The sequence below is a fragment of the Saccharopolyspora sp. NPDC050642 genome (genome assembly GCF_040654735.1).
GTDB lineage: Bacteria > Actinomycetota > Actinomycetes > Mycobacteriales > Pseudonocardiaceae > Saccharopolyspora > Saccharopolyspora elongata.
The window spans coordinates 104,791-131,059 of the sequence record NZ_JBFAIN010000022.1 but is presented as its reverse complement, the minus strand read 5'-3'; the positions used below and the strand labels follow the sequence as shown (position 1 = coordinate 131,059).

The following is a 26,269-nucleotide window of genomic DNA, read 5'->3' as shown; positions in this document are numbered from 1 at the left end:
TCCAATACACGGCGGAGGGGCCGTCCTCGCCAGGAAGCCCCTGAGAACCCGCGGCGGCGCAAGTGTCGTAGGTGGGCTATGCGCCTGCGGCGCATACGGCACCCCATCGACGTGCAGCTTTGCGGCCCGCGGCTGCGGGCCGACCAGGATGAAAAACGCTCAATGGAAATCAGAGCTCTGATTTCCATTGAAATTGCGGGCCGTGGAACTTGAGTTCCGTATTGCGGAAGGTTTCAGGCCTGGTTGCGGACGGAGTACGGCGGGACGGTGCAGCCGATGAGGCTGGCCTCGTCGATCGTCTCCGGCCGGTAGGCGGACTTGGAGAACGCCTCCAGCATCACGTTCGTCGGGTCGTCGATCTGCTCGACCCGGCCGAACAGGAACGCCCACTCGTGCTCGTCGGAGCCGAAGTAGGCGACGGTGTCGAAAATCGACCGGAACCGGTTGTAGGCGCGGATCAGCGTCTCGTTGCGCCACACCGTCGGGCAGCCGGCCTGGAACGCGACCACGCCACCGGCCGCGAGCACGGCCTGGCAGCGCTGGATGAACTCCAGGCCGTACAGCCGGTTGTGCTGGCCGTCGGCGTCGTCGGCCCGCTCGTCGGGCAGGTCGACGACGACGATGTCGTAGCCCTCCGGAGGCGCCTGGTCGAGGAAGCCCCAGCCGTCCGCGTAGTGCAGCTTGATCGGCCCGTCACCCTGCTCGACGCGGGCGAGCTCCTCGGTGCTGTAGCCGTACGGCAGGTGCTCGGCGCAGATGCGCACGCACTGCTCGTCGATGTCGACGTGGTCGACCCGGCCTGCCCCGGCCGCGACCGCCATCTGGCTGGCCACGCCCTCGCTGGAACCGATGATCAGCACCCGCTCGACCTGCGCGGCGAGCAGGAACGCCGGCACCATCATCGCCTCGTGGTAGACCAGCTGGGAGAACTCGGTGCTCTGCCGGTCGTCGTCGCAGAACAGCGAAACGCCCTGGCCGGTGCGGCCGATGACCACGTGCTGGTAGTCGGTGTCGCCCTCCCACAGCACCTCGTCGACCCGCCACAGGCGCTGCAGGTCGTCGCCCATCGGCTCCTTGATCCACCGGTGCCCGTCGAGTTCGATCAACGGTGCTCCTCCTTGATTCGGCTTGCCGGGTAGGGCAAGTTCACGAGGCAAGGTCCGCGTAGTCGCGGCCCCGCTGAATGGTCTGGACGTTCTGCGAGGCCGGTTTCAGCGCCTCGGCGAGCAGTTTGACCGCGTGCTCCGGCTGGGCCGTGTGCCCGCAGGTGAAGACATCGATGAAGATCGAGCCGTCCTCCGGGTACGTGTGCAGCGAAGCGTGGGACTCCGACAGCAACGCCAACACGGTGACACCCTGCGGCTCGAACCGCTTGGCGATCATCTGGCACACGGTGGCGTGCGACCGGCTCAACGCGTCGTGCAGGGTCTCCCGCAGGAACTGCTCGTCGTCGAGCAGATCCGGATCAACGCCCTCCAGCTCGGCGAGGACATGCTGGCCGGTGAACAACCCAACCGGCGGCGTCCCGGTGTCAACGGACATCTATCGACCTCCCATCATTTCGCAGATGCAGTGCCAGTCGGCACTGTTCGGTGTCGGCTTCTCGAAGTTGCCGAGGCGATCACGGCTGTTCGTCGCCGTCGACGCAATACGTGGGCAGCGGGGTGAATCCGTTGAAACCCACCGATGAATAGCTCGCGGTGTACGCGCCCGCGCTGAGCAGGTCGACCCAGTCGCCGCCGTGCAGCGTTCGCGGCAGCTCGTACCGGGTGCGCTGGTAGAGCACGTCATCGCCGTCGCAGGTCGGCCCGGCGAGCACCACCGGGCCGCGCGGGTCGCCGTCGCGGGAGGTGCGCAGCCGGTAGGTGATGGCCTCGCCTTCCGTTTCGGCGAGCCCGTTGTAGCGGCCGATGTCCAGGTAGACCCAGCGGCGGTCGCCGTCGACGGCGTCGCTGACGAGCACGACCTCGCTGCGCAGCACGCCCGCGTCGCCGACGATGAAGCGGCCCGGCTCGATGAGCAGTTCCGGCCGCTGGGCGCCGAAGTTGCGGTCCAGCGACTCCTCGATGCGGCGCACGTAGTCGGCCAGCGGCGGAGCGGATTCGGTGTAGCCGGCGGGCAATCCGCCGCCGAGGTTCACCATCCGCAGCCGCACGCCGTACTCGGCGCAGTCCTCGAACACCCGCCGGGCGGCGCTGATCCCGTGCTCCCACGCGGCGGGTTCCAGCTGCTGCGATCCAATGTGGAACGACACGCCGTAGGCGTCCAGGCCGAGTTCCACCGCGCGCCGCAGCAGCTGCGCGGCGGTTTCCGGCGAGCAGCCGAACTTGCGGCCGAACGGGGTGCGGGATCCCTTGTTGTCCACCAGGACCCGGCAGAACACCCGCGAACCCGGCGCGACCTCGGCGATGTTGGCCAGGTCGGCGGCGCTGTCGGTGACGAACAGGCGGACGCCCTGCTCGTAGGCGCGGGCGACGTCGCGGCGCTTCTTGATGGTGTTGCCGTAGGAGATGGACTCCGGGGCCGCGCCCTTGGCGAGGCACAGGTCGATCTCGCCGGGGCTGGCGACGTCGAAGGAGGCCCCCAGGCCGACCAGTTCACCGACCACTTCGGGAGTGGGATTGGCCTTGACCGCGTAGCAGATCCGGGCGTCCGGCAGGGCGGTTCGCAACTGCCGGTAGCGGTCGCGCACCTGCGCCAGATCCATGACCAGGCAGGGGGTTTCGGGGCGTCGCCGGTCGAGGAACTGCAGAATCGGGTCCGGCGCGGCGGATTCGGTCTGCTGCGCGGTGCCGCTCGGGCGGTCCGTCACACCGGTGGTGGCGGACAGATCGGTCAATCCCGGTACCTCCGTCTCGGCTGGTGGGGTTGGGTTTTCCCCGGGGTCCGACCCGCTGGGGCGCGCGCCCTCGGAGCGCGACTGCGACCAAGCACAGTACCCCGCTCACGCACAGATTTCGAACCGCGCCCACCCCTTCCCCCGGACAGCGGAACCGAGTGTGAGCACTCCCACGGGACCGCGCCGACGTCGTCGCTTTGCGTGGTCGGAGCCCGACTTCCCGTGATCGCGTCACAGGTGGATGTTTTGCCTGGTCAGGCCCCGCGAGCACTTTGGGTCGCCATAGCAACCAAAAACGCTCGCGGGAGCTCACCTGGCGAAACGTCCGTCCAGGGCGGAACCCGCGGCGCTACTCGGCGGGCTCGCGGTCGAGTTCGAGGGCTAGGTAGAAGTCCACTCGGGACGGGAAGTCGGCGAGATCCCGCCCGGTGATCTCCTCGATCCGCTGGATCCGGTAGCGCAGCGTGTTCACGTGCACGTGGAGTCGCTTGGCGCAGCGCGACCACGATCCCGAGCAGTCGAGGAAGGTCCGCAGCGTGCGCACCAGGTCGGAGTTGTGCGCCGAGTCATACGCGATCAGGTCCGCGAGCAACCGCCGGCGATAGGAGCGGCGCAGCTCGTCGGGCGCCGACGCCAGCAACACCTCGTGCGACGCGAGCTCCGCCGCCGCGACGACCTCAGCACGCCCTCGGCGCTGCTGCGCGAGCCGCCGCGCGTAGCCCGCCTCCTCCAGCGCTCCGCGCAGGGCCGTCGCCGGGCTGACGTCGCTGACGCCGACCGCCAGCCGCCGCCGGCCCAGGCCGGGCTCCGTCTCGGCGGCGATGCGGCGCAGCAGCGCGTCCAGCTCCGCCAGGTGGGCTTCGTCGTCGACGAACAACGCCGTCGCGCCGTCACCGAGCGGCGCCGTGACCGACGCCATGCCTGTCGCTGCCGCGATCTCGCGCAACAGAGTCGTCGACTCGGCCGGGTCGCCGACGCTGAGCGCGACCGCCCGCAGCGGCTCGTCGGTCGGCAGCCCCGCGGTCTCCAGCCGCGCCGCGACCTCGGCCTGCGTGGAGGTGCCGTCGAGCAGCCGCCGCAGGGCCGCTTCCACCGAGCGGCCCGCGATCCGGCGGGCCTCGTCCACCCGCGCGCGCAGCAGCGCCACGACCGTGCTCAGGTCGGTGGCGATGGCTTCCTTCTCCTCGTCCCAGTCGGCGACGTCGCCACGCGCCAGCACGAACCAGCCTGCGGCGGGCGGCTCGATGCCGGACTCCACCGGCCACAGCACGTGCGCGTCGCCCGGCCGCACGGTGCGCGGGAGGCGGCCGGTCGCGAACTCGCGCAGCGCCGCGCAGCGGGTTTCCTCCGGCAGGTCGGCGGTGCCGCCGACGATCCAGCCGGCCGCGGACAGCACCCAGCAGTCGGTGCCGAGCTCGTCGGCCGCCATCCGCAGCACCTGGTCGAGGTCGGCGCCGCCGGCGACCGCGGAGACCAGCTCGCGGCGCGGCGCGGAGCGGCGCTGGATGCGGTCGGCGAGCGTGTTGAAGCTGACCGTCAGCGGCACCTCGAAGGCGGGCAGGCCGTGCCGCCGGCACGCTTCGACCAGGTCCGGCGGGGCGTGGCCGAGGCGCGCGGTGCCCGCGGCGAGGCCCGCCACCCCGGCGTCGACCAGCGCGGCGACGAACGCCTCCGAATCGGCCGGCTCGTTGCGCCACATCAGGCCGCTGAGCACCAGCTCGCCGCCGTGCAGGTAGCGCCGGGGATCCAGCAGGTCGGTGATGTAGACGCCGCGGACCGGGCGGGCCATCTCCTCCGCGCCGTTGAGCAGCACCAGTCCGAGTTCCGGATCGGCGAGAAGGTCGTTCAGCTGCACCTGCGCACCTCGGATCCCGCTGCCGGCGCGAGGCAGCCACCTGTTCCCGGTGCGGAACTCCGCGATGTTTCGGCGGGATGGCCCGAACGGCGCACCGCGGCTCCGCGCGTTTGGAGAAACATACAACTCCCGTCCGCCCACCGAAAGGCTTTTTCGGGCCTTCCACCGCTAGTCACCGACTGCTCCCCGGCTGTGTACTGACTCACACCTTTTCACCGGCCGTGACAAGGAGTACAACCGTGGAATTCCTCCGCCCCGCCTCGTGGCGGGAGGCGCTCGAAGCCAAGGCCGCGCATCCGGATGCGACGCCGATCGCCGGCGGCACCGACGTGATGGTCGAGATCAACTTCGATCACCGCCGCCCCAGCATGCTGCTCGACCTCACCGGCGTCCCGGAGCTGACCGGCTGGTCCGAGGCGGACGGTGAGCTGCGCATCGGCGCGGGCCTGCCCTACACCAACCTGATCAACGAGCTCGGCGACCGGGTGCCGGGCCTGGCCATCGCCAGCCGCACCGTCGGCTCGCCGCAGATCCGCAACCGCGGCACCCTCGGCGGCAACCTCGGCTCCGCCTCCCCCGCCGGCGACGGCCACCCGCCGCTGCTGGCCTCCGACGCGCGGATCGAGGTCGAGTCCGTGCGCGGCAAGCGGCTGATCCCGGCGACGGAGTTCTTCACCGGCGTCAAGCGCAACGCGCTGGCCGAGGACGAGCTGATCGCCGCCGTGCACATCGCCCCGGCGACGGGCGCGCAGCAGTTCTCCAAGGTCGGCACCCGCAACGCGATGGTCATCGCGGTGTGCACCTTCGCGATCGCGCTGCACCCCGACCGCAAGCAGGTCGGCACCGGGATCGGCTCGGCCGCCCCGACGCCGCTGCGCGCGCTCGCGGCCGAGGAGTTCCTGAGCGCCGAGCTCGACTGGGAGCAGCGGCGGCCGTTGGAGGAGTCGGTGGCCCGCCGGTTCGGCGAGCTGGTCGCGCAGGCCGCGTCGCCGATCGACGACGTGCGCGGCACCGCCGACTACCGCCGCCACGCGCTGGCCGTGATGGCCCGCCGGACCCTGTCCTGGGTCTGGGACGACCACTGTTCCGGGAGGCAGGAATGCGCCTGAAGTTCACCGTCAACGGACAACCGCACGAGGCCGACGGCGTGTGGGAGGGCGAGAGCCTGCTGTACGTGCTGCGCGAGCGGCTGGGCCTGCCGGGCTCGAAGAACGCTTGCGAGCAGGGCGAATGCGGTTCCTGCACGGTCTACATGGACGGCGTGCCGGCCTGTTCGTGCCTGATCGCGGCCGGGCAGGCCGAGGGCCGCGAGGTGCGCACCGTGGAAGGCCTCGCCGACGGCGAGAAGCTGGACGAGGTGCAGGAGGCATTCGTCGAAGCCGGTGCCGTGCAGTGCGGTTTCTGCACACCGGGCCTGCTGGTGCAGACGCACGACCTGCTGAACCGGAAGCCGGACCCGTCCGACGCGGAGATCCGCGAGTCGCTGGCCGGGAACCTGTGCCGCTGCACCGGTTACGAGAAAATCATGGATGCCGTCCGGCTCGCCGCCCAGAAGAAGACGACATCGGGCAAGGCTCACTCATGAGCAGCAACCCTGCGTCAACCCCACCCCCTCCCAACCGCACCTCAGGGGACCGTGACGCAACCCAGCCACAAGAAACCGCCGAACGCGAGATCAATCCCGAACGCGACCACCGCTGTGAATCGCGGAGAGGCGGGACTGTCATCATCGAGGGCGGCGCCGTGGTCACCGTCGACGACTCGGGCACCGAGTTCGCCGAGGGCCACGTCGTCGTCGAGGGTGACCGCATCGTCGCGGTCGGCCCCGGTTCCGCGCCGGCCCAGCAGGGCCCGGTGCGGCGCATCGATGCGTCCGGCTGCCTGGTCACTCCCGGCCTGATCAACACCCACCACCACCTGTACCAGTGGGCCACCCGGGGCTACGCGGCGGACGCGACGCTGTTCGGCTGGCTGACCGAGCTGTACCCGGTCTGGGCGGGCATCGACGAGGAGATCACGCACGCCGCTGCGTCGGCGGGCCTGGCCCGGATGGCCCTGTCCGGCTGCACCACCGCCGCCGACCACCACTACGTCTTCCCGCGCGGCGGCGACGTGTTCGGTGCCGTGGTCGCCGCGGCCGAGCGGATCGGCGTGCGACTGCACGCGGTGCGCGGCTCGATGGACCGGGGCCGCTCGCACGGCGGCCTGCCGCCGGACTCGGTCGTCGAGGACCTCGACGCCGCCCTGGCCGGCACCCAGGAGGCGATCGACCGGTTCCACGACCCGAACCCGGGCGCGCAGGTGCGCGTCGCGGTGGGGCCGTGCTCGCCGTTCTCGGTCAGCACCGACCTGATGCGCCAGGCCGCGGAGTTGGCGCGCCGCAACGGGGTCCGGCTGCACACCCACCTCGCCGAGACCACCGACGAGGAGGAGCAGTGCCGGGCCGAGTTCGGCCGCACCCCCGTCGAGTACGCCGACGACCTGGGCTGGCTCGGGCCGGACGTGTGGCTGGCGCACACGATCCACCTGTCCGAGAAGGGCATCGCCCGGCTCGGCGAGACCGGCACCGGCGCGGCGCACTGCCCCACCTCCAACGGCCGGCTCGGCGCCGGGATCGCGCCGGTGCGGCCGTTGTTGGACGCCGGTGCCCCCGTCGGGCTGGGGGTCGACGGGGTCGCCTCCAACGAGGCCGGTGGCCTCGGCGAGGAGATGCACCAGGCCCTGCTGACCGCCCGCGCCCGATACGGGCCGGAGGCGCTGTCGGTCCGCGACGCGCTGCGGCTCGCCACCCGCGGCGGCGCGCGGTGCCTCGGCCGCGACGACGAGCTGGGGTCGCTGGAGCACGGCAAGCTCGCCGACATCGCGGTCTGGCGGCTCGGCGGCCTCGACCACACGGGCATCGCCGACCCGGTGGCCGCCCTGGTGCTCGGCCGCCTGCCGAAGCTGGAGCGGCTGCTGCGCGGCGGCAGCGTCGTGGTCGACGACGGCCGGCTGATGCCGGTGTCGGAGGCCGAACTCACCCACGAACTCGACCGGGCGAGCGCCCGGATCCGCACCCGGGAGGTGTCCGCATGAGCAGCAGCCATGCGCCTGCTCGCAGTCCTCAGGAGCTCAACGACGCCATCGGCGGCGGCATCGGCGAATCTCCTCTGCGCCCGGACGGCACCATCAAGGTGCGCGGTGAGTTCGCCTACTCCTCGGACCTGTGGGCCGAGGACATGCTGTGGGGCGCGACCTTGCGCAGCCCGCACCCGCACGCCCGGATCCGTTCGATCGACATCGGGCCGGCGATGGCGATGGCCGGCGTGCAGACCGTGCTCACCGCCGAGGACGTGCCCGGCGACAACTGCTTCGGCCTGAAGTACGCCGACCAGCCGGTGCTGGCCTCCGACGTGGTGCGCTACAAGGGCGAGGCGGTCGCACTGGTCGCGGCCGACCACCCGGAGACTGCGCGGCGCGCGCTGGAGAAGATCGTCGTCGACTACGAGGTGCTGGCGCCGGTGCTCGACGCCGAGCGCGTCGCGCACGACGACACGCTGCCGAAGCTGCACCCGGACGGCAACGTGGTGCGGCACCAGAAGATCGTCAAGGGCGACCCGAAGGCGACGGCCGACGTCGTGGTCTCCGGCGTGTACACCGTCGGGATGCAGGACCAGGCGTTCCTGGGGCCCGAGTCCGGGCTGGCCATCCCGGCCGAGGACGGCGGCGTCGACCTGTACCTGGCGACCCAGGACCTGCACTCCGACCTCCGGCAGACCGCGCGGGCGCTCGGGCTGCCGCCGGAGAAGGTGCGGATGACCATGTCCGGCGTCGGCGGCGCGTTCGGCGGCCGCGAGGACCTGTCCATCCAGGTGCACGTGTGCATGCTGGCGCTGCACCTGGGCAAACCGGTCAAGATGGTCTACAACCGCGAGGAGTCGTTCTACGGCCACGTGCACCGGCACCCGGCCAAGATGTACTACGAGCACGGCGCGACGCGCGACGGCAAGCTCGTGTACGTCAAGGCGCGGCAGTACTTCGACGGCGGCGCGTACGCCTCGAAGACGCCGGTCGTGGTCGGCAACGGCACCACGCTCGGCGCCGGGCCGTACAAGGTGCCGAACGTCGACATCGAGGGTTGGGGGCTTTACACCAACAATCCGCCGTGCGGCGCGATGCGCGGACTCGGCGCGGTGCAGCCGACTTTCGCGTACGAGTCCCAAATGGACAAGCTCGCCGACGCGCTGGGCATGGACCCGGTCGACCTGCGCATCGCCAACGCCATCGAGCAGGGCGACTCGATCCCGACCGGTCAGGTGCTGGACTTCCCGGCACCGGTGGCCGAGCTGCTGGCGCGCGTGCGGGACCTGCCGATGCCCGACGAGCGCACCGGGCCGGTGGACATCCGGGACATGCCCGGCGGGGCGTCCAACACCACGCACGGCGAAGGCGTGGTGCGCGGCGTCGGCTACGGCGTGACGATCAAGAACATCTGCTACGCCGAAGGCGCCGACGACTTCTCGACCGCGCGGGTGCGGTTGCAGGCCATCGGCGGTGAGCCGGCAGCCATGGTGCACACCGCCGCGGCCGAGGTCGGGCAGGGCCTGGTGACGGTGCAGCAGCAGATCGCGCGGTCGGAGCTCGGCGTCGAGCGGGTGACCATCCACCCGAACGACACCAGCGTCGGCCCGGCCGGCTCCAGCTCCGCCTCGCGGCAGACGCTGGTCACCGGCAGTGCCGTCAAGGCGGCCTGCGACGCGGTGCGGGAGGCGCTGTTCGCCCGGGTCGCCGAGCGCTACGACGTCGCACCGGCGCTGCTGTCCCTGCAGGGCGGCAAGGTCGTGTCCGAGGCCCACGGCGTGCTGGCCGACCTCGTGGAGGTGCTCGGCGACGACGTCATCGAGGAAACCCGCGAGTACCACCACCGGGAGACCTTCCCGATGGACGAGAACGGCCGCAGCGACCGGGTGCACGTGCAGCACGCGTTCTCCGCGCACCGCGCGGTGGTCGACGTCGACCTCGATCTCGGCCTGGTCAAGGTCGTGCAGCTGGCCTGCTCCCAGGACGTCGGCAAGGCGATCAACCCGGACGCGGTGATCGGCCAGATCCAGGGCGGCACCGCGCAGGGCATGGGGCTGGCCGTGATGGAGGAGATCAAGGTCGTGGACGGGCACATCCGCAACCCCTCCTTCACCGACTACCTGATCCCCACGATCCTCGACACGCCGCCGATGGAGATCGACGTGATCGAACGCGCCGACCCCAACGCGGTCTACGGGCAGCGCGGGGTGGGCGAGCCGCCGACGATCTCCACCACGCCCGCCGTGGTGGCCGCCATCCGCGCAGCCACCGGCAAGGAACTCCCGCACACCCCGGTGGCCCCCGAGCACATCGTGTGACCAGACCCGCTGGGGCGGCGGTGCCGGGCCGCCGCCCCAGCAACCCAAACAGAATCACCGGAAGACCCGGCGAGAAATTCAAAGTGATTTGCGTGGCGGTGCGGGTAGCGGCCCCCCTGCGGGAGTTACTGCAGCCTTCTCGCTGTGGGATCCCCGACATCATGAATGACCAATTCACCACGTCGGGGCTGTCCTCGCGAGAAGACCCCTGAGAACCCACGGCGGTGCAAGCCGAGTCCCACATAGCAAGCGGCTCCCGCCGCTTACTGAAAAGATCATAGGAGGAAAGCAATGTCCGTGGACGTAGCAACGGGCGCCGAGCAGGAGTGGATGGCGCAGGCCATCGGCCTCGCCACGACCAATGTGGACAGTGGCGGCGGCCCCTTCGGCGCGTTGATCGTCCGGGACGGCGAGATCATCGCGACGGGCACCAACAAGGTGACCGTCGACCTCGACCCGACCGCGCACGCCGAGGTGACCGCGATCCGCAACGCCTGCCGGGCGCTGGGCACCTTCAAGCTGGACGGCTGCGTGCTGGTGACCTCGTGCGAACCGTGCCCGATGTGCCTGGCCTCGGCGCTGTGGGCGCGGGTCGACCGGGTGCTGTTCGCCGCCGACCGGGACGACGCCGCCGACGCGGGCTTCGACGACCGCGCCTTCTACGACGCGTTCGAGGATCCCGAGACGAAGTGCCCGACGCCCGTCGTCCGGGTGGAGATGGCCGACCGCAACGCCGCCTTCGACGCCTGGCGCGGCAAGACCGACCGCATCGACTACTGACCCGCGAGCCGATCCAGCAATTCCCCAGCCAGCAAGAAGATTCCGACAACGACGTCCTGAGCAGAGGCATCGGTAGCGACGACCGGGTCGCCCGAAGCCTGCGGACGGGCCACACCGACAGTTCCCCGCCATTGCGCCGGAGCTGGGCCCGCCCGCCGTCCCGATGAACCGATCCGGGACAGCGAAAACCAATCGATCAAATGCCCCGCACCGATTTCGGCGAATTCCCGCCGGGCCCTCCCCTGCCCGGAAAACGCCGGAAACAAGTCCGGGCGGCACCGAATCCGGGTGCCGCGCGGGGGCGCCCACCGGCATGGGAGGACTCATGACCCAGCAAGTGCAACCGGAAAGATCCGCCGACGCCGGCACTTCCGGATTAGATCGCTTCTTCCGCATCACCGCCCGCGGTTCCACCTTCTCCCGCGAACTGCGCGGCGGCCTGACCACGTTCGTCGCGATGGCCTACATCGTGATGCTCAACCCGCTCATCCTCGGCGCGTCCGCGGACGCGACCGGCGCCGAGCTGACGCCCGAGCAGCTGACGACGGCCACCGCGGCCACCGCCGGCGTGATGACCATCGTGATGGGCCTGGTCGGCAACGCGCCGCTGGCCCTGGCCTCCGGGCTGGGCGTCAACGCCGTCGTCGCCTTCACCATCGCGCCCGCCATGACCTGGGCGCAGGCCTTCGGGCTGGTGGTGCTCGAAGGCATCGTGATCGTCGTCCTGGCCGTCAGCGGCGTCCGGGAGAAGATCATCAACGCCATCCCGGCCGCGCTGAAGACCGCGCTCACCGTCGGCATCGGCCTCTACATCGCGCTGATCGGCCTGGTCAGCGCGGGATTCGTGACCCGGAAGCCGGACGCGGCCAACACCACGGTGCCGGTCCAGATGGGTCAGGGCACCGAGGGTCACCTGATCGGCGTGCCGATCGCGATCTTCTGCGTGAGCCTGCTGATCATGCTGGTGCTGCTGGCGCGGCGGGTGCCCGGCGCGATCCTCATCGGCATCGCGGTGAGCACGGTGCTGGCGATCGCGGCGAACGCGGCGTTCGCCATCGACCCGAAGCAGTGGGGCACGATCGTGCCCGAGCTGCCCGACCACGTCGTCGGCAGCCCCGACTTCAGCCTGTTCGGCGACGTCGATCTGTTCGGCGGGTTCGCCGCGGCCGGCGGCATCGCGGCCACCGTCTTCCTGTTCACCCTCGTGCTGTCCGGGTTCTTCGACGCGATGGGCACCATCACCAGTGTCTCCTCCGAGGCCGGGCTGGTGAAGGACGGCAAGGTCGAGGGCATGGGCCGGATCCTGGCCGTGGACGGCGTCGCCGCCGCGGCGGGCGGGCTCACCGGCTCGTCGCCGAACACGGTGTTCCTGGAGTCGGCCACCGGCGTCGCCGAAGGCGCGCGCACCGGCCTGGCCAGCGTGGTCACCGGCCTGCTGTTCTGCGCGGCGCTGCTGTTCACGCCGCTGGCGGCGATGGTGCCGGCGCAGGCCGCCGCGCCCGCGCTGGTGATCGTCGGGGCGCTGATGATGGCCCAGGTCCGGCACATCCCCTGGGACGACCCGGACTACGTGATCCCGGCGTTCCTGACCATCGCGGTGATCCCGTTCACCTACATGATCACCAACGGCATCGGCGCGGGCCTGGTCGCGTTCGCGGTCATCAAGATCGCCCGCGGCGAGGTGCGCGAGATCGGCTGGCTCGTCGGCGTCCTGGCGATCGTCTTCGCCTTCTACTTCGGCGTCGAGGGCATCGAGGCCCTGGTCGAGTAGCTGCCACTCGACCAGGAACCAGGTGGAGGGCGCCTTTCCCGAGAGGCGCCCTCCACCGCCTTCTCCGGATGGGTACGGTGCGTGCGTGGGAGTCGCGGGAGTCGTGTTGGCCGCCGGTGCCGGGCGTCGCTTCGGGATGCCGAAGGCGCTGGTGGAGTACCACGGATCGCTGCTGGTGGACCGGGCCGTGCGAGTGCTCGCCGCGGGCGGCTGCGCGCCCGTCGTGGTCGTCCTCGGCGCCGCCGCGGACGAGGTCCGCGAACGGGCCGAGCTGACCGGTGCGACGGCCGTGGTCAACCCGGACTGGGCCACCGGCATGGGCTCGTCGCTGCGCACCGCGCTCGACGCGCTCGCCCCGACCGATGCCGACGCCGCCCTCGTGCTGCCGGTCGACATGCCCGGCATCAGCCCGGAAGCCGTGCGGCGCGTCGCCGCGCTCGCGAGCCGGAGCGCCCTGGCCGCCGCCGCGCACGACGGCGCGCGCACCCACCCGGTGCTGTTCGGCCGCGACCACTGGGCCGGGGCCCGCGCGGCCGCCACCGGCGACGCCGGCGCCCGCGGCTACCTCAAGGGCCGCGAAGTCGCGCTGGTGGCCTGCGACGACGTGTCGGCGGGCTTCGACATCGACCGTCCTGAAGACCTCGCCCTGGGCAACCCGTAAAGTCGACGGCCACGCGCGACCGGCCTACCAGCGGCTGCCCAGCGCCGACAGCGATCGACGCAGCCCTCGCCGGTCCGCGACGTCACACGAACGCCCGAGCGCGCCGGAGGCGGAGGCATTCATGGCAAGCGGACACATCACGGCCGACTACGTCCCGGACGGCGACGACTGGCTGGTCACGGTCACGACCGGCGCCGATCGCCGGACGGCCCGGGCGCCGGGCCTGATCGCGGCGCGCGACCAGGCCGACCAGTTCATCGAGCAGCTCGCGCCCGGCAAGGCGGGTCGCGTCGTGATCCACCTGCTCGACGGCGACGGCTTCGCCTTCACCAGCGCATACCTGCAGGCCAGGCACGGCCTGTCCGACGAGGCGACCCGCAGCGCCATGGCCGCCGCGACGGGCCACGCGCGCGGCGCCAGGTGACCGCGCGGAACATCCCGATTGCGTGCACAGTGGACGAAAGCGGCGCGGACCTTAGGATGTCCGGTGTGAAAGCGGCGAGCAGTGCACGCGAGGAGGAACCAGCGTTGGCCAGCGTCGAAACGAACCGGCCGGCCAGCGGCCGGGGGCGCCCGCGCGATGCCACCCGCGACGCGGCGCTGCGCCAGGCCGCGATGGAGGTGCTGGCCGACGTCGGGTACCGGGCGTTGACCATGGACGCCGTCGCCGCCCACGCGCGGGCGGGCAAGGCCACCATCTACCGCCGCTGGGACTCCAAGCTCGACCTGGTCATCGACACCTGCACCCAGCTGGTGCGCCGCAGCATCCCGGAACCCGACCAGGGCACCATCGAGGCGGACCTCGGCGAGTTCCTCCGCAGCTTCGCGTCGTTCCTGACCGGCCCGGTCGGCAAGGCCGCGCAGGCGCTGGTCGGCGAGCTCCCGCACGAGCCCGAACTGGCCGCGGCGTTCCGCGAGTCCTTCCTGCTGCCGCAGCGCGACATGCTGCGCCGCATCATCGAGCGCGGCGTGCAGCGTGGCGAGATCCGCGCCGACTCGCCGATCGACACGGTCGTCGAACTCGCCGGAGCCAGCCTGATCTACCGCCTGATGCTCACCGACGAGCCGCTCGACACCGGTTTCGTCGACCGGCTGCTGCACGAGGCCCTGCTACCACTGCTCCACAGCGCCGCGCCCCGGCGATGATCCCCGGTTCGCACGAGTCGGAGCACCAGGGCCACGCGCTAGGGTGGGGCCACGCGGTGAATGGAGGTCTGCGTGGCGCGGGGATCGGTGACGGAGCTCAATCGCTGGCCGGTGAAGTCGCTGCGCGGTGAGCGCGTCGAAGCGGCCCGGTTCGACGACCGCGGCATGGCAGGCGACCGCGCCTACGCGCTGCTCGACGAGCGCGCCAAGCGTTCGGGCAAGGTGCTGACGGTCCGGCAGAACGCGGTCATGCTGAGCTGGTCGGCGAGCTACGGCGACACCGCCGACCCGACCGAACCGCCGACCCTGCGCGGCCCGGACGGCGCGGACTGGTCCTGGACGGACCCGAAGCTCACCGACGCCCTCGCCGGCTCGCTGGACATCCCGCTGAGCCTGCGCGCCGCGGACGGGCAGCAGGACCGCGGGCCGACCGTGCTCGTGACCTTCGAGGCCTCCCGGGTGGGGCTCTCCGACGAGCTGGGCGCCGACGTCGATCTCCGCCGGTTCCGCACGAACATCCACGTGACGACCGATCTGCCGGCGTTCGCCGAGGAAACCTGGGAGCACGGCACCGTGCTCACCGTGGGCGACGTGGAACTGGCGGTGACCGGGGATCACTCCGGGCCGTGCATCCGCTGCGCGGTCCCCAGCTGGGACGCCGACGGCCGCGAGCGCTGGCGGGAACTGCAGACCCACCTCATCGACCGCCACGACAACAAGTTCGGCGTGATCATGCGCGTCACCAAACCCGGCGAAGTCCGGGTCGGCGACGCGGTGTCCTGAATCTTCTGGGCTGCCCCGGCAACCCAGAAGACCCACGGACCTCAGCGGAACAGCTTGCGCACCACCGCAACGGTGACGAGAGCACCGACGCCGATCAGCACGTAGCGCACCCTCGGATCGCTGAGCTTCTCCTGCAGGCTGGACTTGCCGTACTCGACGAAGCGCTTCGGGTTCGCCTTGACGCTCAGTTGGTCCAGCGTGCTGGCCAGCGCTTCACGCGCCTGCTCGATGTCGCGCTCGATGGCGTCTGGATCACGGGCCACGTGTCCTCCTCACGTTCACCTGGCTGCTGACACCGTAGAGCACCGCCGAACCGGCCACGCACCAGCGGTTCGCGTGTCGCGCCCGCAACCCCGGTCGGGAACGCGCCTCCCGCCAAGATCACCCCACGCGCTAGGCTGTGCCGTGCGGGGCCGTAGCCCAATTGGCAGAGGCACTAGGTTTAGGTCCTAGCCAGTGAGGGTTCGAGTCCCTCCGGCCCCACGAGACTCTGGGCGGGGTGTGTTCGCGGAAAGCGCGAACCCTTTCGTCTCGTCATTTCATCGCGGGGGCCGAGCCCCCGCGGACCCCCGCGGTGCGGTGGCCGCCTTTCGTCCGCTCCCTGCCGTGCCGAGCGTTCCCGGCCTGCTCATCGACCAGCACTCCGATCGGTGACCGCTATTTTTGCTTCGCTTCCGCTGGCTGAGTTCGGCAGCCGCTCTCCCCGCTTCGCCACTGCCAGTTGGGCTCGGCGGCCGTCTTTCCTGTCCTGCTTTCCGTCGGTTGGTGGGCGGAGCTTTCGGAGGGCTTCTGGGAGCTCGGCGCTTCTGCGCTCACCTCGTCACCCGCAGTTCGGTCGGCACTCTCAGTGCGGCGGACCGCTCGTATTCGACTTGGGGGTTGACGAGGGCGTAGCCCCGGACTGACTCCAGGATTCCTGCCGCGATGGCTGTCGCGTGGTCTTGGCCGGGGCACTGGTGCGGCCCCGCTCCGAAGGGACAGCCGCCCGTCGCGAGGTCGATCTCGACGACCGTCCCGGTGCTCGATGCCTGTCGGCGGGTCATCCGTACCGGGGGGTCGTGCAGCAGCGTCTCGGCGACGATCGTGTCGACCGACCGCTCCCCGTCCGCTCTCAGCATGGCCAGGGCCGCGTTCCCGACCAGCCCGGCCGTTGCGTCGCAGGTCTGCACCAGCAGTCCGATCCTGGCCGCGGTGGCTTCGTCGGGCACCCCACCGAATGCTTCGACGAGCCGGGCGACCGCCTCGTCCGCAGGTTCTTCCGCGCCGGTGCCGGGTTGGTAGGCCTTGGCGACCGCCGCGACGACACCGGCGGGAACCGGAGGCATGCCGAGGGCGGCGACGAGCACGTCGATCGGTACCACGCGAGCCAGCCGCGCCATGAGATCGAACGGGCCGCCGCCGATGACGTCCAGCGCAGCGCACGTGCGTTCCGCGGCCAGCCGGCGCAACCCGGCCGGCTCCACCTCGGCCAGCAAGCTGGTGGCCTGCCGTCGACGTCGGTCGTGCTCGGCGCCGTCGGCGAAACGCGCGACACTCCTCCTCAGCCAACGAATCCCCGAGGCCGGACCACCGTCGGGAACACGTGGCATGGTCAATGCGGGGTCGGCGAGCGCCGCCGACACCGCGGCGTGGTCGGCGATTCGGGTCTGCGATGACATGTCGGTCACCGTAGGACCGCGTCGTTTCGGTCCACGCCGAAACGACGATGCACGGGACGAGGCGGTCGGGGCGCGGCTCTTGGGCCGTGCGGTGCTTTTCGGCGTCCGGTTCGGCCAGAACCAGCGAATCCGCGCGAACTGCAGGTCAATTCGTGCCCACGGCGATAAGATCGACCGTTCGGTCGGAGACCAGCCGAAGGGGACGGACGTGGACATCCCTGCCTTAGCAGCACAAGCGGTCGAATCCGTCGCCGGATACCTGTCCGGCATCGCTTCGGGCGTGGTCGAACAGTCCCAGCAGACTGCCGCGGGCCGCCTGTACGAGTTGGTCCGCGATCGCCTGGAGCGCACCGAGTTGGGTTCGGCCGTGCTGAGCGGCCTGGCGGAGAAACCCGAAGAGGTCAACCGGCGGAACATGGTTTCCGCCAAGCTCGCGGAAGAGGCCGACGCTGACGAGGCATTCGCGGAGCAGCTGCGGCAGATGGTCTCGACGACGTCGGTGTCCCAGGCGACCGCCGATCACGCGATTCAGGCACAGCAGGTGAATCTCAGCGCGAGCGGCAGGGACATCACCTTCTCGCGCACCGACATCGCGGGCGGAAACATCGACAAGCACCGCAGCTACCGGCTGGGCACCTGGGGCATCGTCCTGGCCGCACTGCTTTTCGGAGCGGTGACGACGACCGTGGTGGTCAACGCACCTGACGAGCCTTCCGCGACGTCTCCCGGCCCGGCGCCGGCCGAACCGAGCGGCGGGAGATCAGGTCAGGCCGGCCCGGTGGTCTTCACCGAGGACCTCGTGTACGAAGTGCTGCCGACCATCGACGACATGCCGACCGGGTGGACCCGCGAGCAGCCGGCCTCGGTGGTCAGAGTGCCGAACTCCCGCCTCGCGCTCGCCGGCGAGGCGAACTTCACCGGCCCCAGAGGTGGCGAAGTCAATTTCACGATCTGGACGTACCGCAGCCGGGAAGATGCGAAGTCCGCTTGCGAGGCGGTTGTGGCAGAGCACGTTGCCGAGCGCCAGCACACCCGAATGCCCAACCGCCTGGAAATCGGCGAAGAGACGTACTCCACGGAGCAGCCCATCGGCGATACCGTCAGGGCGGTCGTGACCTTCCGGACCGGGACGATCTGCGCCGGGGCCATCTACGCCGGGGCCGAGAGCTACTCCGAATATGCCCAGTACGCGTCCCAGATAGCCTTGGTCCTGTCCGAGCGAATAAGGCAAGCGGAGTCCGGTCAGGCGCTGAGAGCGATTGTTTCCACCCTTCCGCTCGGCTAGCACGCCGGCACATCGCCGGAACGTCCTCGCCGGGCGCGGCCCCGCTCTCAACGGCCTGGCGGGGCCTGGCAGAGCCGTGTTCGCCCGGCGAATCTGACGCATCAGACGCCTTTCAGCGGAGGTCGCGGAAGAAGGTCCGGACGTCTTCGACGAGGGCTTCCGGTTCTTCCATCGCGAGGAAGTGGCCGCCCTTCTCCAGCTCCGTCCAGCGCACGATGTCGTGGTCCCGCTCCGCCCAGCGGCGGATCGTCACGTCGTGGTTCGAGACCAGCACGCCCGTCGGCACCGTGCCCTTGCCCGCCGGCTCCGCGCTCCAGTCGGCCGCCGAGATCTCCTCGTAGTAGATCTGCGCCGCCGAGGTGGCCGTTCCCGTCAGCCAGTACAGCGAGACGTCGGTGAGCATCCGGTCGCGGTCGACGCTCTCCTCCGGCAGGCCTTCCGGCGGGTCGGTGAGCTCCTTGAACTTCTCCACGATCCAGGCCAGCTGGCCGACCGGCGAGTCGTGCAGCCCGTAACCGACCGTCTGCGGTCGCTTCGAATTGCACTGCAGGTAGCCGTCGTTGAAGTTCTGCATCGCCTCCCAGCGCCGCTGCTCCACCTCGGTCAGGCCGTCCATCTCGCCGTCGATGCCGGCCGGGAACGCGAGCAGGGCGTTGACGTGGACGCCGATGACGTGGCCCGGGTCGTGCTTGCCCATCGCGGGGCCGACCCACGCGCCCGCGTCGTAGCCCTGCACGCCGTAGCCGTCGTACCCGAGCCGGGCCATCAGCCGCGCCAGCAGCCCGGCCATCCGCGCCACGTTCATCCCGGGCCCGGCCAGCGGCGTGGAGAACCCGAACCCGGGCAGCGACGGGATCACCAGGTGGAAGGCGTCGGCCGGATCACCGCCGTGCGAGCGGGGATCCGACAGCGGCCCGATGACGTCGAGGAAGTCCACGACCCCGCCCGGCCAGCCGTGCAGCAGGACCAGCGGCGTGGCGCCCGGTTCCGGCGAGCGCACGTGCAGGAAGTGGATGTGCTGCCCGTCGATGGCGGTGACGAACTGGGGGTGCGCGTTGAGTTCCGCCTCGTGGGCGCGCCAGTCGTACTCGGTGCGCCAGTGCTCGGCGAGGTCCTTGAGGTAGCCGACCGGGACACCGCGGCTCCACCCGACCCCGGGCAGCTCGTCCGGCCACCGGGTGCCGGCCAGCCGCGCCCGCAGGTCGTCGAGCTGCTCCTGCGGGATTTCGATGCGGAAGGGACGTACTTCGTTCGTCATGCCCCGCACGCTATGAGCCGCTTAGGCCATCTGCGGACCTAAGAAATCGTCCAGTCGCGGGGGAAATCCTCGACGCACAACACCGGACACCAAATCGTTCTGTCCATCAAAGACGCCGGCGGAGGCTTCCGTTCGCTACGAGGCCGGTTCGGCTTCGCGAGTGCGGAACACCCTTGCGCGGCGCGTGGTGCGCGAACTCGGCCGCGGACGTCCTCACCGGTCCGGTCATCGTGCGGCGCGGTCCCAGGCCGCGCTGCCCGAGCGACGGCTCAACCGAGCTCGCCGGAGCCCGCCGACTTGCAGATCCGGATGGCCAGGCCGTCGAGCAGCGAGCGCAGGCCCAGCTCGAACAGATCGTCCAGGATCAGGTCATAGCCTTCGGCGGACAGCGTGGTGAGCATCCTGGTGAATGTCGGGTAGCGCCCCGTGCCGGTGATCGCCTCCAGGCTCGGCGCCTGGTTGTCCATCCACTCGTCCTCGGACAACCCGGACGCACCGAGTGCCTGCTGCTCCCGTTCGAGGTGGACCGCGATGCCCTGCACGTGACTGACGAGCAGCACGTGCAGGTCGCACATCGCGGCTGCGCCGAGGTTGAGACCGTCCAGTGCAGCGAGCGCGAACTCCGCGTGCACCGCCAGGTTGGGCAGCGGCAGCGGCCGGGTGATCGGGGTCAGCTGGGCCAGCCACGGATGCCGCCGGTTCGGCGACATCGGCGCGACCCCGAGCCGGGCCGCGACGCCGCGCATCGACAGCACGGCCAGTCCCTCGTTGTCAGCGATCTCGATGGCGGCTTGCACGATCCGGCCACGGGTGAGGTCCTCCGGCCGGCCGTGCGGCGCGGACCGGTGGGCGGGCTTGGTCGCCGCCGGGCGGCTGGAGCCCTCGACCACGTAGCCCGAGCGGGGCTCAGCGCGGATCAGCCCCTCCTGTCGCAAAGCGGCCAGCGCCTTGGCCGCCGTGGCCGCCGCAACTCCCCACTCCGCGGCAATCCTGCGGGTGGACGGCACCTTCGCGCCGGGGGCCGGCTCGCCTTGCGCGATCCTGCGCCGGAGTTCGGCGGCGATGGCCAGGTACCGCGGTTCCGCCGGCATGCGCACCTCCAATCTGTGCTAGTACAGATGGGCAACTGTACTACGCCAGTTTTGGCTGCTCTGCGGAAGAAATGACACTGTGTGCGATGTACGCACGGACGCGTACATCGTCAAAGCAGTGGAGAATCCCATGCGGAAAGTCCTGATCTCCGGAGCCGGTATCGCCGGCCCGACCCTGGCCTACTGGCTGCAACGCAAGGGCTTCTCGGTGACCGTGGTGGAGCGAAGCCCCGGCCCGCGCAATGGCGGTCAGGCGGTTGACATCCGCGGCGTCGCGCTCGACGTGGTGGACCGGATGGGCCTCGGTGAGCCGATGCGGGCCGCACGCACCCGGATGCACGGAATGTCCATATTGGACGGTGCGGGCAACGAGCTGTTCCGGTCCGAAGAGCACACCTTCAGCGGCGGCCGGTTGGACAACGAGGACGTTGAGCTGCTGCGCGAGGACCTCACCGCGATGCTGCACGCGGTGACGAGGGACCGGGTCGAGCACGTCTTCGGCGACTCGATCAACGCCCTGCAGCAGGACGAGCACGGCGTCCGGGTCGAGTTCGAGCGCGGCGGCTTCCGCACCTTCGACTTGGTCATCGGCGCGGACGGCCTGCACTCCACGGTGCGTCGGCTCGTCTTCGGGCCGGAGCAGCAGTTCAGCACGCATCTCGGCCAGTACCTGGCGATCTTCCCGATGGCCAACGTCCTGGGCCTGGACAACTGGCAGGTGTGGTTCCGGGACGGGACTTCGGGTGCCGGTGGCGGCGTCTACCCGGTGCGCGACAACACCGAGCTGCGGGTCACCCTCGGCTTCATGTCCGAGCCGGTGACCTACGACTACCGGGACACCGAACAGCAGAAGCAGATCATGGCCGAGCGGCTTGCCGATCTCGGATGGGAAGTCCCGAAGCTGCTGTCGGCGATGGCGGAGGCACCGGACTTCTACTTCGACGTGATGTCCCAGATCCGCATGGACCGGTGGACGACTGGCCGGGTAGCGCTGATCGGCGACGCCGGGTATTGCGCCTCGGTGCTGTCCGGCCAGGGCACCAGCCTGGCCCTCGTCGGCGCGTACGTGCTCGGCGACGAATTGGGCCGGTCCGGCACCGACCACACCGCCGCCTTCGCCGCCTACGAGCGGCGGATGCGCCCGTTCGTCGCGCTCAACCAGGCCCTGGCGACCGAGAACCCCGACGGTCCCGCACCAGAGGAGTCCCTGAACCGCGCCAAGAACGGCATCTCCCTGGACGTCGACGCGTGAGCCCGGACCGACCGGTCCTCGTTGCACAGATGTGGTGCAGTTTCAATTGAAACTGGCATCCCCGCAGGGTGATGCCTTGTGCAGAGTGCCCGTGTTCGTGCAGTTTCAATTGAAACTGCACGAACACGGGCACCCCGGGCTCAGGCGTTCGAGATCGTCGCGCCGGTCAGCAGGCGTCGGCTTCCGCCGACAGGTCGCGGTCCTTCGTCTCCGGGGCCAGCCAGGCTCCGAGGACGCCGATCGCCGCGTAGGCGAGCATGATCACCGCGATCGGCCACCACGCCGGGGCCGCCGCCGCCATCACCCCGGCGGTGAGGATCGGGGCCAGGCCGCCCGACAGGACGGCGCCGACCTCCTTGACCGTCGACATGAACGTGTAGCGGTGCTTGGCGCCGAACATCTCGACCAGCCAAGGGGATTCCACGCCGTAGAGGTTCGGCAGCGGCCCGCCCACGAAGACCGCGAACACGATCGCGATGATCACCGGGTTCTCCGTGTGGATCAGCGCCAGCGCCGGCACCGCGAACAGCAGCTGGAACACCGCGAACGCCAGGAAGACCGGCCGGCGGCCGTACCGGTCGCTGAGCTTGCCGAACAGCGGCACCGTCGCGAAACCGATCACGGTCCCGATCATCACGCCGGTCGTCGCGACGCTGCCCGCGAGGCCGAGCGTCGAGGCCGTGTAGCCGACCAGGAAGCCCTTGACCAGGTAGACCGCGCCGTTCTCGGAGACCCGGATGGCCAGCGACAGCAGGAACGGCTTCTTCGCCTTCGCGACGTCCCGCCACACGCTGCCATGCTCGGCCTCGTGCTTCTGCGCCTCGCGACGGCGGCGCAGTTCCTCGAACACCGGCGATTCCTTCACCGACGTCCGCAGGTACAGCGCGACGAACGTGGTCACCAGGCTCAGCAGGAACGGCACCCGCCAGCCCCAGCTCATGAACTGCTCCTTGGGCATCTGCGACAGCGACAACCACAGCACCGTCGCCAGGAAGATGCCGGAGTTGGTGCCCATCGCGACGACCGAGCCGAAGAAACCGCGCTTGTGCTTCGGGGCGGACTCGACCATCAACAGCGACGCGCCGGCGAGCTCCGCGCCCGCGCCGAAGCCCTGGACCAGGCGCAGCACGGTCAGCAGCAGCGGCGCCCAGACGCCGATCTGCGCGTAGGTCGGCAGCAGGCCGATTCCGGCGGTGGCCAGGCCCATCATCGCCAGCGTGGCGATGAGCACGACCTTGCGCCCGTGCCGGTCACCGACCCGGCCGAAGAACAGCCCGCCCACCGGGCGGATCAGGAAGCCCGAGCCGTAGACGCCGAAGCTCGCGATCAGCGCCACCGCCGGGGACTGCTCGGGGAAGAACAGCGGGCCGAACACCAGCGCCGCCGCCAGGGTGTACAGGGTGAAGTCCATGTACTCCAAGGCGGAACCGAGCCACGAGGACACGGCCGCGCGGCGCAGGTCGGCCGGCGGGACGACGAGCTCGTCGCCGTCCGCGCGCGGCGCGGCCGGGGGAATCACGGTGCTCAAGAGATGCGCTCCTCCACGCTGAGGAAACCCCGTGCGGCACAGGGGTTCTCCGCCCGCGGGCGGTCGAGGACAGGTCGATGTGACTGCTGCCACTGGAGGAGAAGCCTCGCAGGCGGAACTTCGTCCCGTCCAATACAAGATTTGTCGCGGACTGATACGCCGCCGACATCAATTCCGGGCGATCACGGGGTCGGGAGCACCTCCTCGGCGATCCGCAGGACCGCCGCTGCCGCCGGGGAGAGGTGCTCCTGGCTCCACGCGATGGCCTCCTGCGTCCGGTACGGCCGGCCGGCCAGCGGCACGAAGACGACGTTGCTGATCACGTCGATCACCGAGGTGACGGTCAGCGTCACCCCGAGCCCGGCGGCGACCATCGCCATGATGGTGCTCGTCTCGGGTCCGTACTGGACGATCCGGGGCGTGAAACCGGCGTCCACGCAGGCGTGCACCATCAGGTCACGGAGGCTGGACACGCCGCCGGGCGGGTAGGCGATGAACCGCTCCTCGGCCAGCTCGGCGAGCGCCACGGACTCGGCCCCGGCCAGCGGGTGGTCGGGCGCCACCGCGACGATCAGCTGTTCGTCGAACACCACCCGCGTCGAAACGCCCTCGCGGACCGCGGGCAACCGGACGAAGGCGAGGTCGAGGCTGCCGTCGGCGACCATGTCGAACCCCGCCTGCGAGTACACCTGGCCGACGACGACGAGCTCGATCCCGGGCTTCTCCGCGTTGAGCCGCTTCACCAGGCCCGGCAGGCACGCCAGCGGCCCGACGCCGCCGACGCCGATGCGCACCGTCCCGATCTCGCCGTGCGCCGCCGACGCCGCCACCGCGGCCGCCTCCTCGACGGACTTCAAGACCTTGTGCGCGGCGGGCAGGAACGCCTCGCCGACCGGGGTGAGCGTGACCCGGCGCGTGGTGCGGGACAGCAGCGACGCGCCCAAGGACCGCTCCAGCTGGCGGATCTGGCGGCTCAGCGGCGGCTGCGTGGTGTGCAGGCGCTCGGCGGCGCGGCCGAAGTGCAGCTCCTCGGCCACCGCGATGAAGGCCTCGATGTGCCGAAGATCCATGGCTACCTACCTGGTGCGAGTGCGGACCGAGCACCGGTAGTTCTAGCACCGACAAGCCTGCGCCGGGCCTCGGCGCGAGGCCCGGCGCAGGCATCGATGCAGGTCAGCGCAGGTAAATGCGGTTCGGGTCGAGTTCGTCCCGCAGCAGCCGCAGCTCGTCGCCGGACGGCGGCGCGATCTCCGCCAGATCGTCGGCGACCTTCAGGTCCCAGCCGGTGGCGGCGCGGACCTGCTCGGCGGTCACGCCCGGGTGCACCGCGACCAGTTCGAGCTCGTCGTCGATGCCGTCGCGCGCCATGATCCCCAGGTCGGTGATCACCCGCGTGACGCCCTTGCCGTGCGGCTGCACGCCGCCACCCGCCTCGCGGGCCCGGCGCGGACTGGGCGAGGTGCAGAAGTCCAGCTCGTCGACGAACGTGCGCGCGGTGTGCCGGCGCATCACGACGAAGATCTCCCCGGCGTTGGCCATCACCTCGAGCGCGCCGCCGGAACCGGGCAGCCGCGCCTTCGGTTTCGCCCAGTCCCCGATGAGCGACGAGTTGAGGCCGCCGTACCGGTCGATCTGCGCGGCGCCGAGGAATCCGACGTCGATCCGCTGTCCCTGCAGGATGTAGCTGAACAGCTGCGGCATGCCCAGCACGCACTCGGCGCCGGTGACGAGCATCGAGTCGGCGATGCTCTGTGGCAGGTCCACCGGGTGCGCGCCGGTCACGCCCGACTCGTAGACGATCTCGATCTCCGGCGACACCGTGCGCTGGGCCAGCGAGACCGCCAGGGTCGGCAGGCCGTGCCCGGCGAAGACCACGCGGCGGCGGGCCAGCTCGCGCGCCGCGGTCACCGCGAGGAGTTCGCTGCTGGTGGTGTCGGTCATCGCCGCCTCCCGTAATCGACCGGCGTCGACAGCTGCTCGTCGATCTCCAGCCGGTCCCAGTAGCCCTCGCCGAGGCTGGCGATGAACGCGGCGTGGTCCTCGGTGCCGCGGATGTGCCGGTCGATCCACGCCCGCAGCGCGGCCGCGTCGCGGGCCCGTTCCGACCACTCCCGCTGGAACCGGTCGTCGCGGTCGTAGTAGCCCTGCACCGGCGCCGGGTGCGCGCCGCGCGGGCACACCGCCACGGCGTCGACCACGTGCGACGGCACGATGGTGCGGTTGGGGTCGGAGCGGACCACGTCGTCGTCGACGACCTCTTCGACGGTCACGATCACCGACCCGCCGGCGAACGCCACTTCCTGCTGGACGCCGAGCATGCCCCAGGCCTGCACGTTCCCGGCCCGGTCGGCGCGCTGAGCGTGGATGATCGAGACGTCCGGGTTCAGCGCGGGCACCACGTGGATCTCGCCGCCGCCGTAGGGATCGGTGACGCTCTTGATCAGCGGGTTCAGCGCGACCAGGTCGCTGCCGGTGTAGGAGCGGATCGGCGCGAACGGCAGCTTGGCCGCGCCGGCGGCGTAGCGGGCGACCATGCCGCCGTGGCTGTACTCCTCGAACTCCAGCGGCTCCGGATCGTGGTGCTCGATGCGCCGCCGCAGCTCGTGCAGCGACCCGGCGGAGCTGTTGCCGACGAACGACGAGATCAGCTTGGTCACGCACCCGGCCGCGAGCAGCTGGTCCACGAGCGTGTCGCCGGTCATCCGCGCCAGGGTCAGGCCGGTGACGCCCTGCCGGATGATCTCGTGCGCGGCGGCGGTCGGGACCAGGTGGCCGAAGCCCTCCAACGCCACCGTCTGCCCGTCGCGGACGTGCCGGGTTATCGCCTCGGCAAGGCTCAGTGTCTTGTCGGTCGGCACGTTCGCCCCTCCGTTGCAGCTGGCCGAATCACGTTGCGAGCCTTGCACATTCGCGCGCGCCCGGACCAATACCGATTCGGTGGGGAATAGATGCCCAACCGGCATCAACGGGCGAGGTCAGGGCGT

At 70.6% G+C, this 26,269-nt stretch carries 24 protein-coding genes and 1 tRNA gene; 13 read left to right on the top strand and 12 right to left on the bottom strand.

Annotation, left to right across the window (positions count from 1 at the left end; all coding sequences use genetic code 11):
- Positions 1-233 precede the first annotated feature (233 nt).
- From AB0H93_RS28625 to AB0H93_RS28610, 4 genes are all read right to left on the bottom strand, one after another.
- Positions 234-1,106 (bottom strand): spermidine synthase, encoded by an 873-nt coding sequence (locus AB0H93_RS28625; RefSeq protein WP_358576458.1) that lies wholly within the window; start codon positions 1,104-1,106, stop codon positions 234-236.
- 40 nt (positions 1,107-1,146) lie between these two features.
- On the bottom strand, positions 1,147-1,542 hold the full coding sequence (gene speD, locus AB0H93_RS28620) for an adenosylmethionine decarboxylase (RefSeq protein WP_358576456.1): 396 nt from the start codon (positions 1,540-1,542) through the stop codon (positions 1,147-1,149).
- Between the two features lie 79 nt (positions 1,543-1,621).
- Entirely contained in the window at positions 1,622-2,839 is a 1,218-nt protein-coding gene (locus AB0H93_RS28615) for a type III PLP-dependent enzyme (RefSeq protein WP_358576455.1), read from the bottom strand.
- A 349-nt stretch (positions 2,840-3,188) separates the two neighbouring features.
- A complete protein-coding gene (locus AB0H93_RS28610) occupies positions 3,189-4,694 on the bottom strand; it encodes a helix-turn-helix domain-containing protein (RefSeq protein WP_358576454.1) in 1,506 nt (501 codons plus the stop codon).
- A gap of 239 nt (positions 4,695-4,933) precedes the next feature.
- Here AB0H93_RS28610 and AB0H93_RS28605 point away from each other — a divergent pair, with 239 nt between their 5' ends.
- The 10 genes from AB0H93_RS28605 to AB0H93_RS28560 all read left to right on the top strand — a co-directional run bounded on the left by AB0H93_RS28605 (position 4,934) and on the right by AB0H93_RS28560 (position 15,213).
- On the top strand, positions 4,934-5,803 hold the full coding sequence (locus AB0H93_RS28605; protein ID WP_358576452.1) for a xanthine dehydrogenase family protein subunit M: 870 nt from the start codon (positions 4,934-4,936) through the stop codon (positions 5,801-5,803).
- On the top strand, positions 5,794-6,279 hold the full coding sequence (locus tag AB0H93_RS28600; RefSeq protein ID WP_358576450.1) for a (2Fe-2S)-binding protein: 486 nt from the start codon (positions 5,794-5,796) through the stop codon (positions 6,277-6,279). The genes AB0H93_RS28605 and AB0H93_RS28600 overlap by 10 nt, the downstream gene beginning before the upstream one ends.
- Positions 6,280-6,419: 140 nt before the next feature.
- Positions 6,420-7,769, top strand: coding sequence for an 8-oxoguanine deaminase (locus tag AB0H93_RS28595; RefSeq protein ID WP_358576466.1), 1,350 nt, complete (start codon positions 6,420-6,422; stop codon positions 7,767-7,769).
- A complete protein-coding gene (gene pucD / locus AB0H93_RS28590) occupies positions 7,766-10,072 on the top strand; it encodes a xanthine dehydrogenase subunit D (RefSeq protein ID WP_358576448.1) in 2,307 nt (768 codons plus the stop codon). The genes AB0H93_RS28595 and pucD overlap by 4 nt, the downstream gene beginning before the upstream one ends.
- 291 nt (positions 10,073-10,363) lie before the next feature.
- Positions 10,364-10,852 (top strand): nucleoside deaminase, encoded by a 489-nt coding sequence (locus AB0H93_RS28585; protein ID WP_358576447.1) that lies wholly within the window; start codon positions 10,364-10,366, stop codon positions 10,850-10,852.
- Positions 10,853-11,177: 325 nt separating this feature from the next.
- On the top strand, positions 11,178-12,623 hold the full coding sequence (locus AB0H93_RS28580) for an NCS2 family permease (RefSeq protein ID WP_358576446.1): 1,446 nt from the start codon (positions 11,178-11,180) through the stop codon (positions 12,621-12,623).
- An 85-nt stretch (positions 12,624-12,708) separates the two neighbouring features.
- Positions 12,709-13,284 carry a nucleotidyltransferase family protein gene (locus tag AB0H93_RS28575; protein ID WP_358576444.1) on the top strand — a complete coding sequence of 192 codons (576 nt, stop codon included), beginning with the start codon at positions 12,709-12,711 and terminating at the stop codon, positions 13,282-13,284.
- Positions 13,285-13,405: 121 nt separating this feature from the next.
- Positions 13,406-13,708, top strand: coding sequence for a hypothetical protein (locus AB0H93_RS28570; protein ID WP_132482590.1), 303 nt, complete (start codon positions 13,406-13,408; stop codon positions 13,706-13,708).
- A gap of 104 nt (positions 13,709-13,812) precedes the next feature.
- Positions 13,813-14,430 (top strand): TetR/AcrR family transcriptional regulator, encoded by a 618-nt coding sequence (locus AB0H93_RS28565; protein ID WP_358390162.1) that lies wholly within the window; start codon positions 13,813-13,815, stop codon positions 14,428-14,430.
- Between the two features lie 87 nt (positions 14,431-14,517).
- Complete coding sequence (locus AB0H93_RS28560) at positions 14,518-15,213, top strand: MOSC domain-containing protein (protein ID WP_358576443.1); 696 nt, start codon at positions 14,518-14,520, stop codon at positions 15,211-15,213.
- Positions 15,214-15,254: 41 nt separating this feature from the next.
- Here the strand turns inward: AB0H93_RS28560 and AB0H93_RS28555 are convergent, their stop codons facing one another.
- Complete coding sequence (locus tag AB0H93_RS28555; protein WP_132482584.1) at positions 15,255-15,476, bottom strand: DUF3618 domain-containing protein; 222 nt, start codon at positions 15,474-15,476, stop codon at positions 15,255-15,257.
- 146 nt (positions 15,477-15,622) lie between these two features.
- Here AB0H93_RS28555 and AB0H93_RS28550 point away from each other — a divergent pair.
- A tRNA-Leu gene (locus AB0H93_RS28550) sits at positions 15,623-15,696 on the top strand.
- Between the two features lie 329 nt (positions 15,697-16,025).
- On the opposite strand, the gene AB0H93_RS28545 is transcribed toward AB0H93_RS28550, so the two are convergent.
- Positions 16,026-16,871, bottom strand: a complete 846-nt coding sequence (locus AB0H93_RS28545; RefSeq protein WP_358576441.1) for a hypothetical protein — start codon at positions 16,869-16,871, stop codon at positions 16,026-16,028.
- 208 nt (positions 16,872-17,079) lie between these two features.
- On the opposite strand from AB0H93_RS28545, the gene AB0H93_RS28540 reads away from it, so the two are divergent.
- On the top strand, positions 17,080-18,156 hold the full coding sequence (locus tag AB0H93_RS28540; protein WP_358576439.1) for a hypothetical protein: 1,077 nt from the start codon (positions 17,080-17,082) through the stop codon (positions 18,154-18,156).
- 112 nt (positions 18,157-18,268) lie between these two features.
- Here AB0H93_RS28540 and AB0H93_RS28535 read toward each other — a convergent pair whose 3' ends face one another.
- Both AB0H93_RS28535 and AB0H93_RS28530 read right to left on the bottom strand, forming a co-directional pair.
- A complete protein-coding gene (locus AB0H93_RS28535; RefSeq protein WP_358576437.1) occupies positions 18,269-19,414 on the bottom strand; it encodes an epoxide hydrolase family protein in 1,146 nt (381 codons plus the stop codon).
- A 269-nt stretch (positions 19,415-19,683) separates the two neighbouring features.
- Positions 19,684-20,505, bottom strand: coding sequence for a GntR family transcriptional regulator (locus AB0H93_RS28530; protein ID WP_358576436.1), 822 nt, complete (start codon positions 20,503-20,505; stop codon positions 19,684-19,686).
- Between the two features lie 130 nt (positions 20,506-20,635).
- Here AB0H93_RS28530 and AB0H93_RS28525 point away from each other — a divergent pair, with 130 nt between their 5' ends.
- Positions 20,636-21,757, top strand: a complete 1,122-nt coding sequence (locus tag AB0H93_RS28525; RefSeq protein ID WP_358576435.1) for an FAD-dependent monooxygenase — start codon at positions 20,636-20,638, stop codon at positions 21,755-21,757.
- 166 nt (positions 21,758-21,923) lie between these two features.
- On the opposite strand, the gene AB0H93_RS28520 is transcribed toward AB0H93_RS28525, so the two are convergent.
- The 4 genes from AB0H93_RS28520 to AB0H93_RS28505 form a co-directional block, all read right to left on the bottom strand.
- Positions 21,924-23,276 (bottom strand): MFS transporter, encoded by a 1,353-nt coding sequence (locus AB0H93_RS28520; RefSeq protein WP_358576465.1) that lies wholly within the window; start codon positions 23,274-23,276, stop codon positions 21,924-21,926.
- A gap of 191 nt (positions 23,277-23,467) precedes the next feature.
- Positions 23,468-24,355 (bottom strand): LysR family transcriptional regulator, encoded by an 888-nt coding sequence (locus tag AB0H93_RS28515; protein ID WP_358576433.1) that lies wholly within the window; start codon positions 24,353-24,355, stop codon positions 23,468-23,470.
- 103 nt (positions 24,356-24,458) lie between these two features.
- Positions 24,459-25,226: a CoA-transferase gene (locus AB0H93_RS28510; protein ID WP_358576432.1), complete on the bottom strand. Its 768-nt coding sequence runs from the start codon at positions 25,224-25,226 to the stop codon at positions 24,459-24,461.
- A complete protein-coding gene (locus tag AB0H93_RS28505) occupies positions 25,223-26,143 on the bottom strand; it encodes a CoA-transferase (protein WP_358576431.1) in 921 nt (306 codons plus the stop codon). Before AB0H93_RS28505 ends, AB0H93_RS28510 begins: the two co-directional genes overlap by 4 nt.
- Between the last annotated feature and the right edge of the window lie 126 nt (positions 26,144-26,269).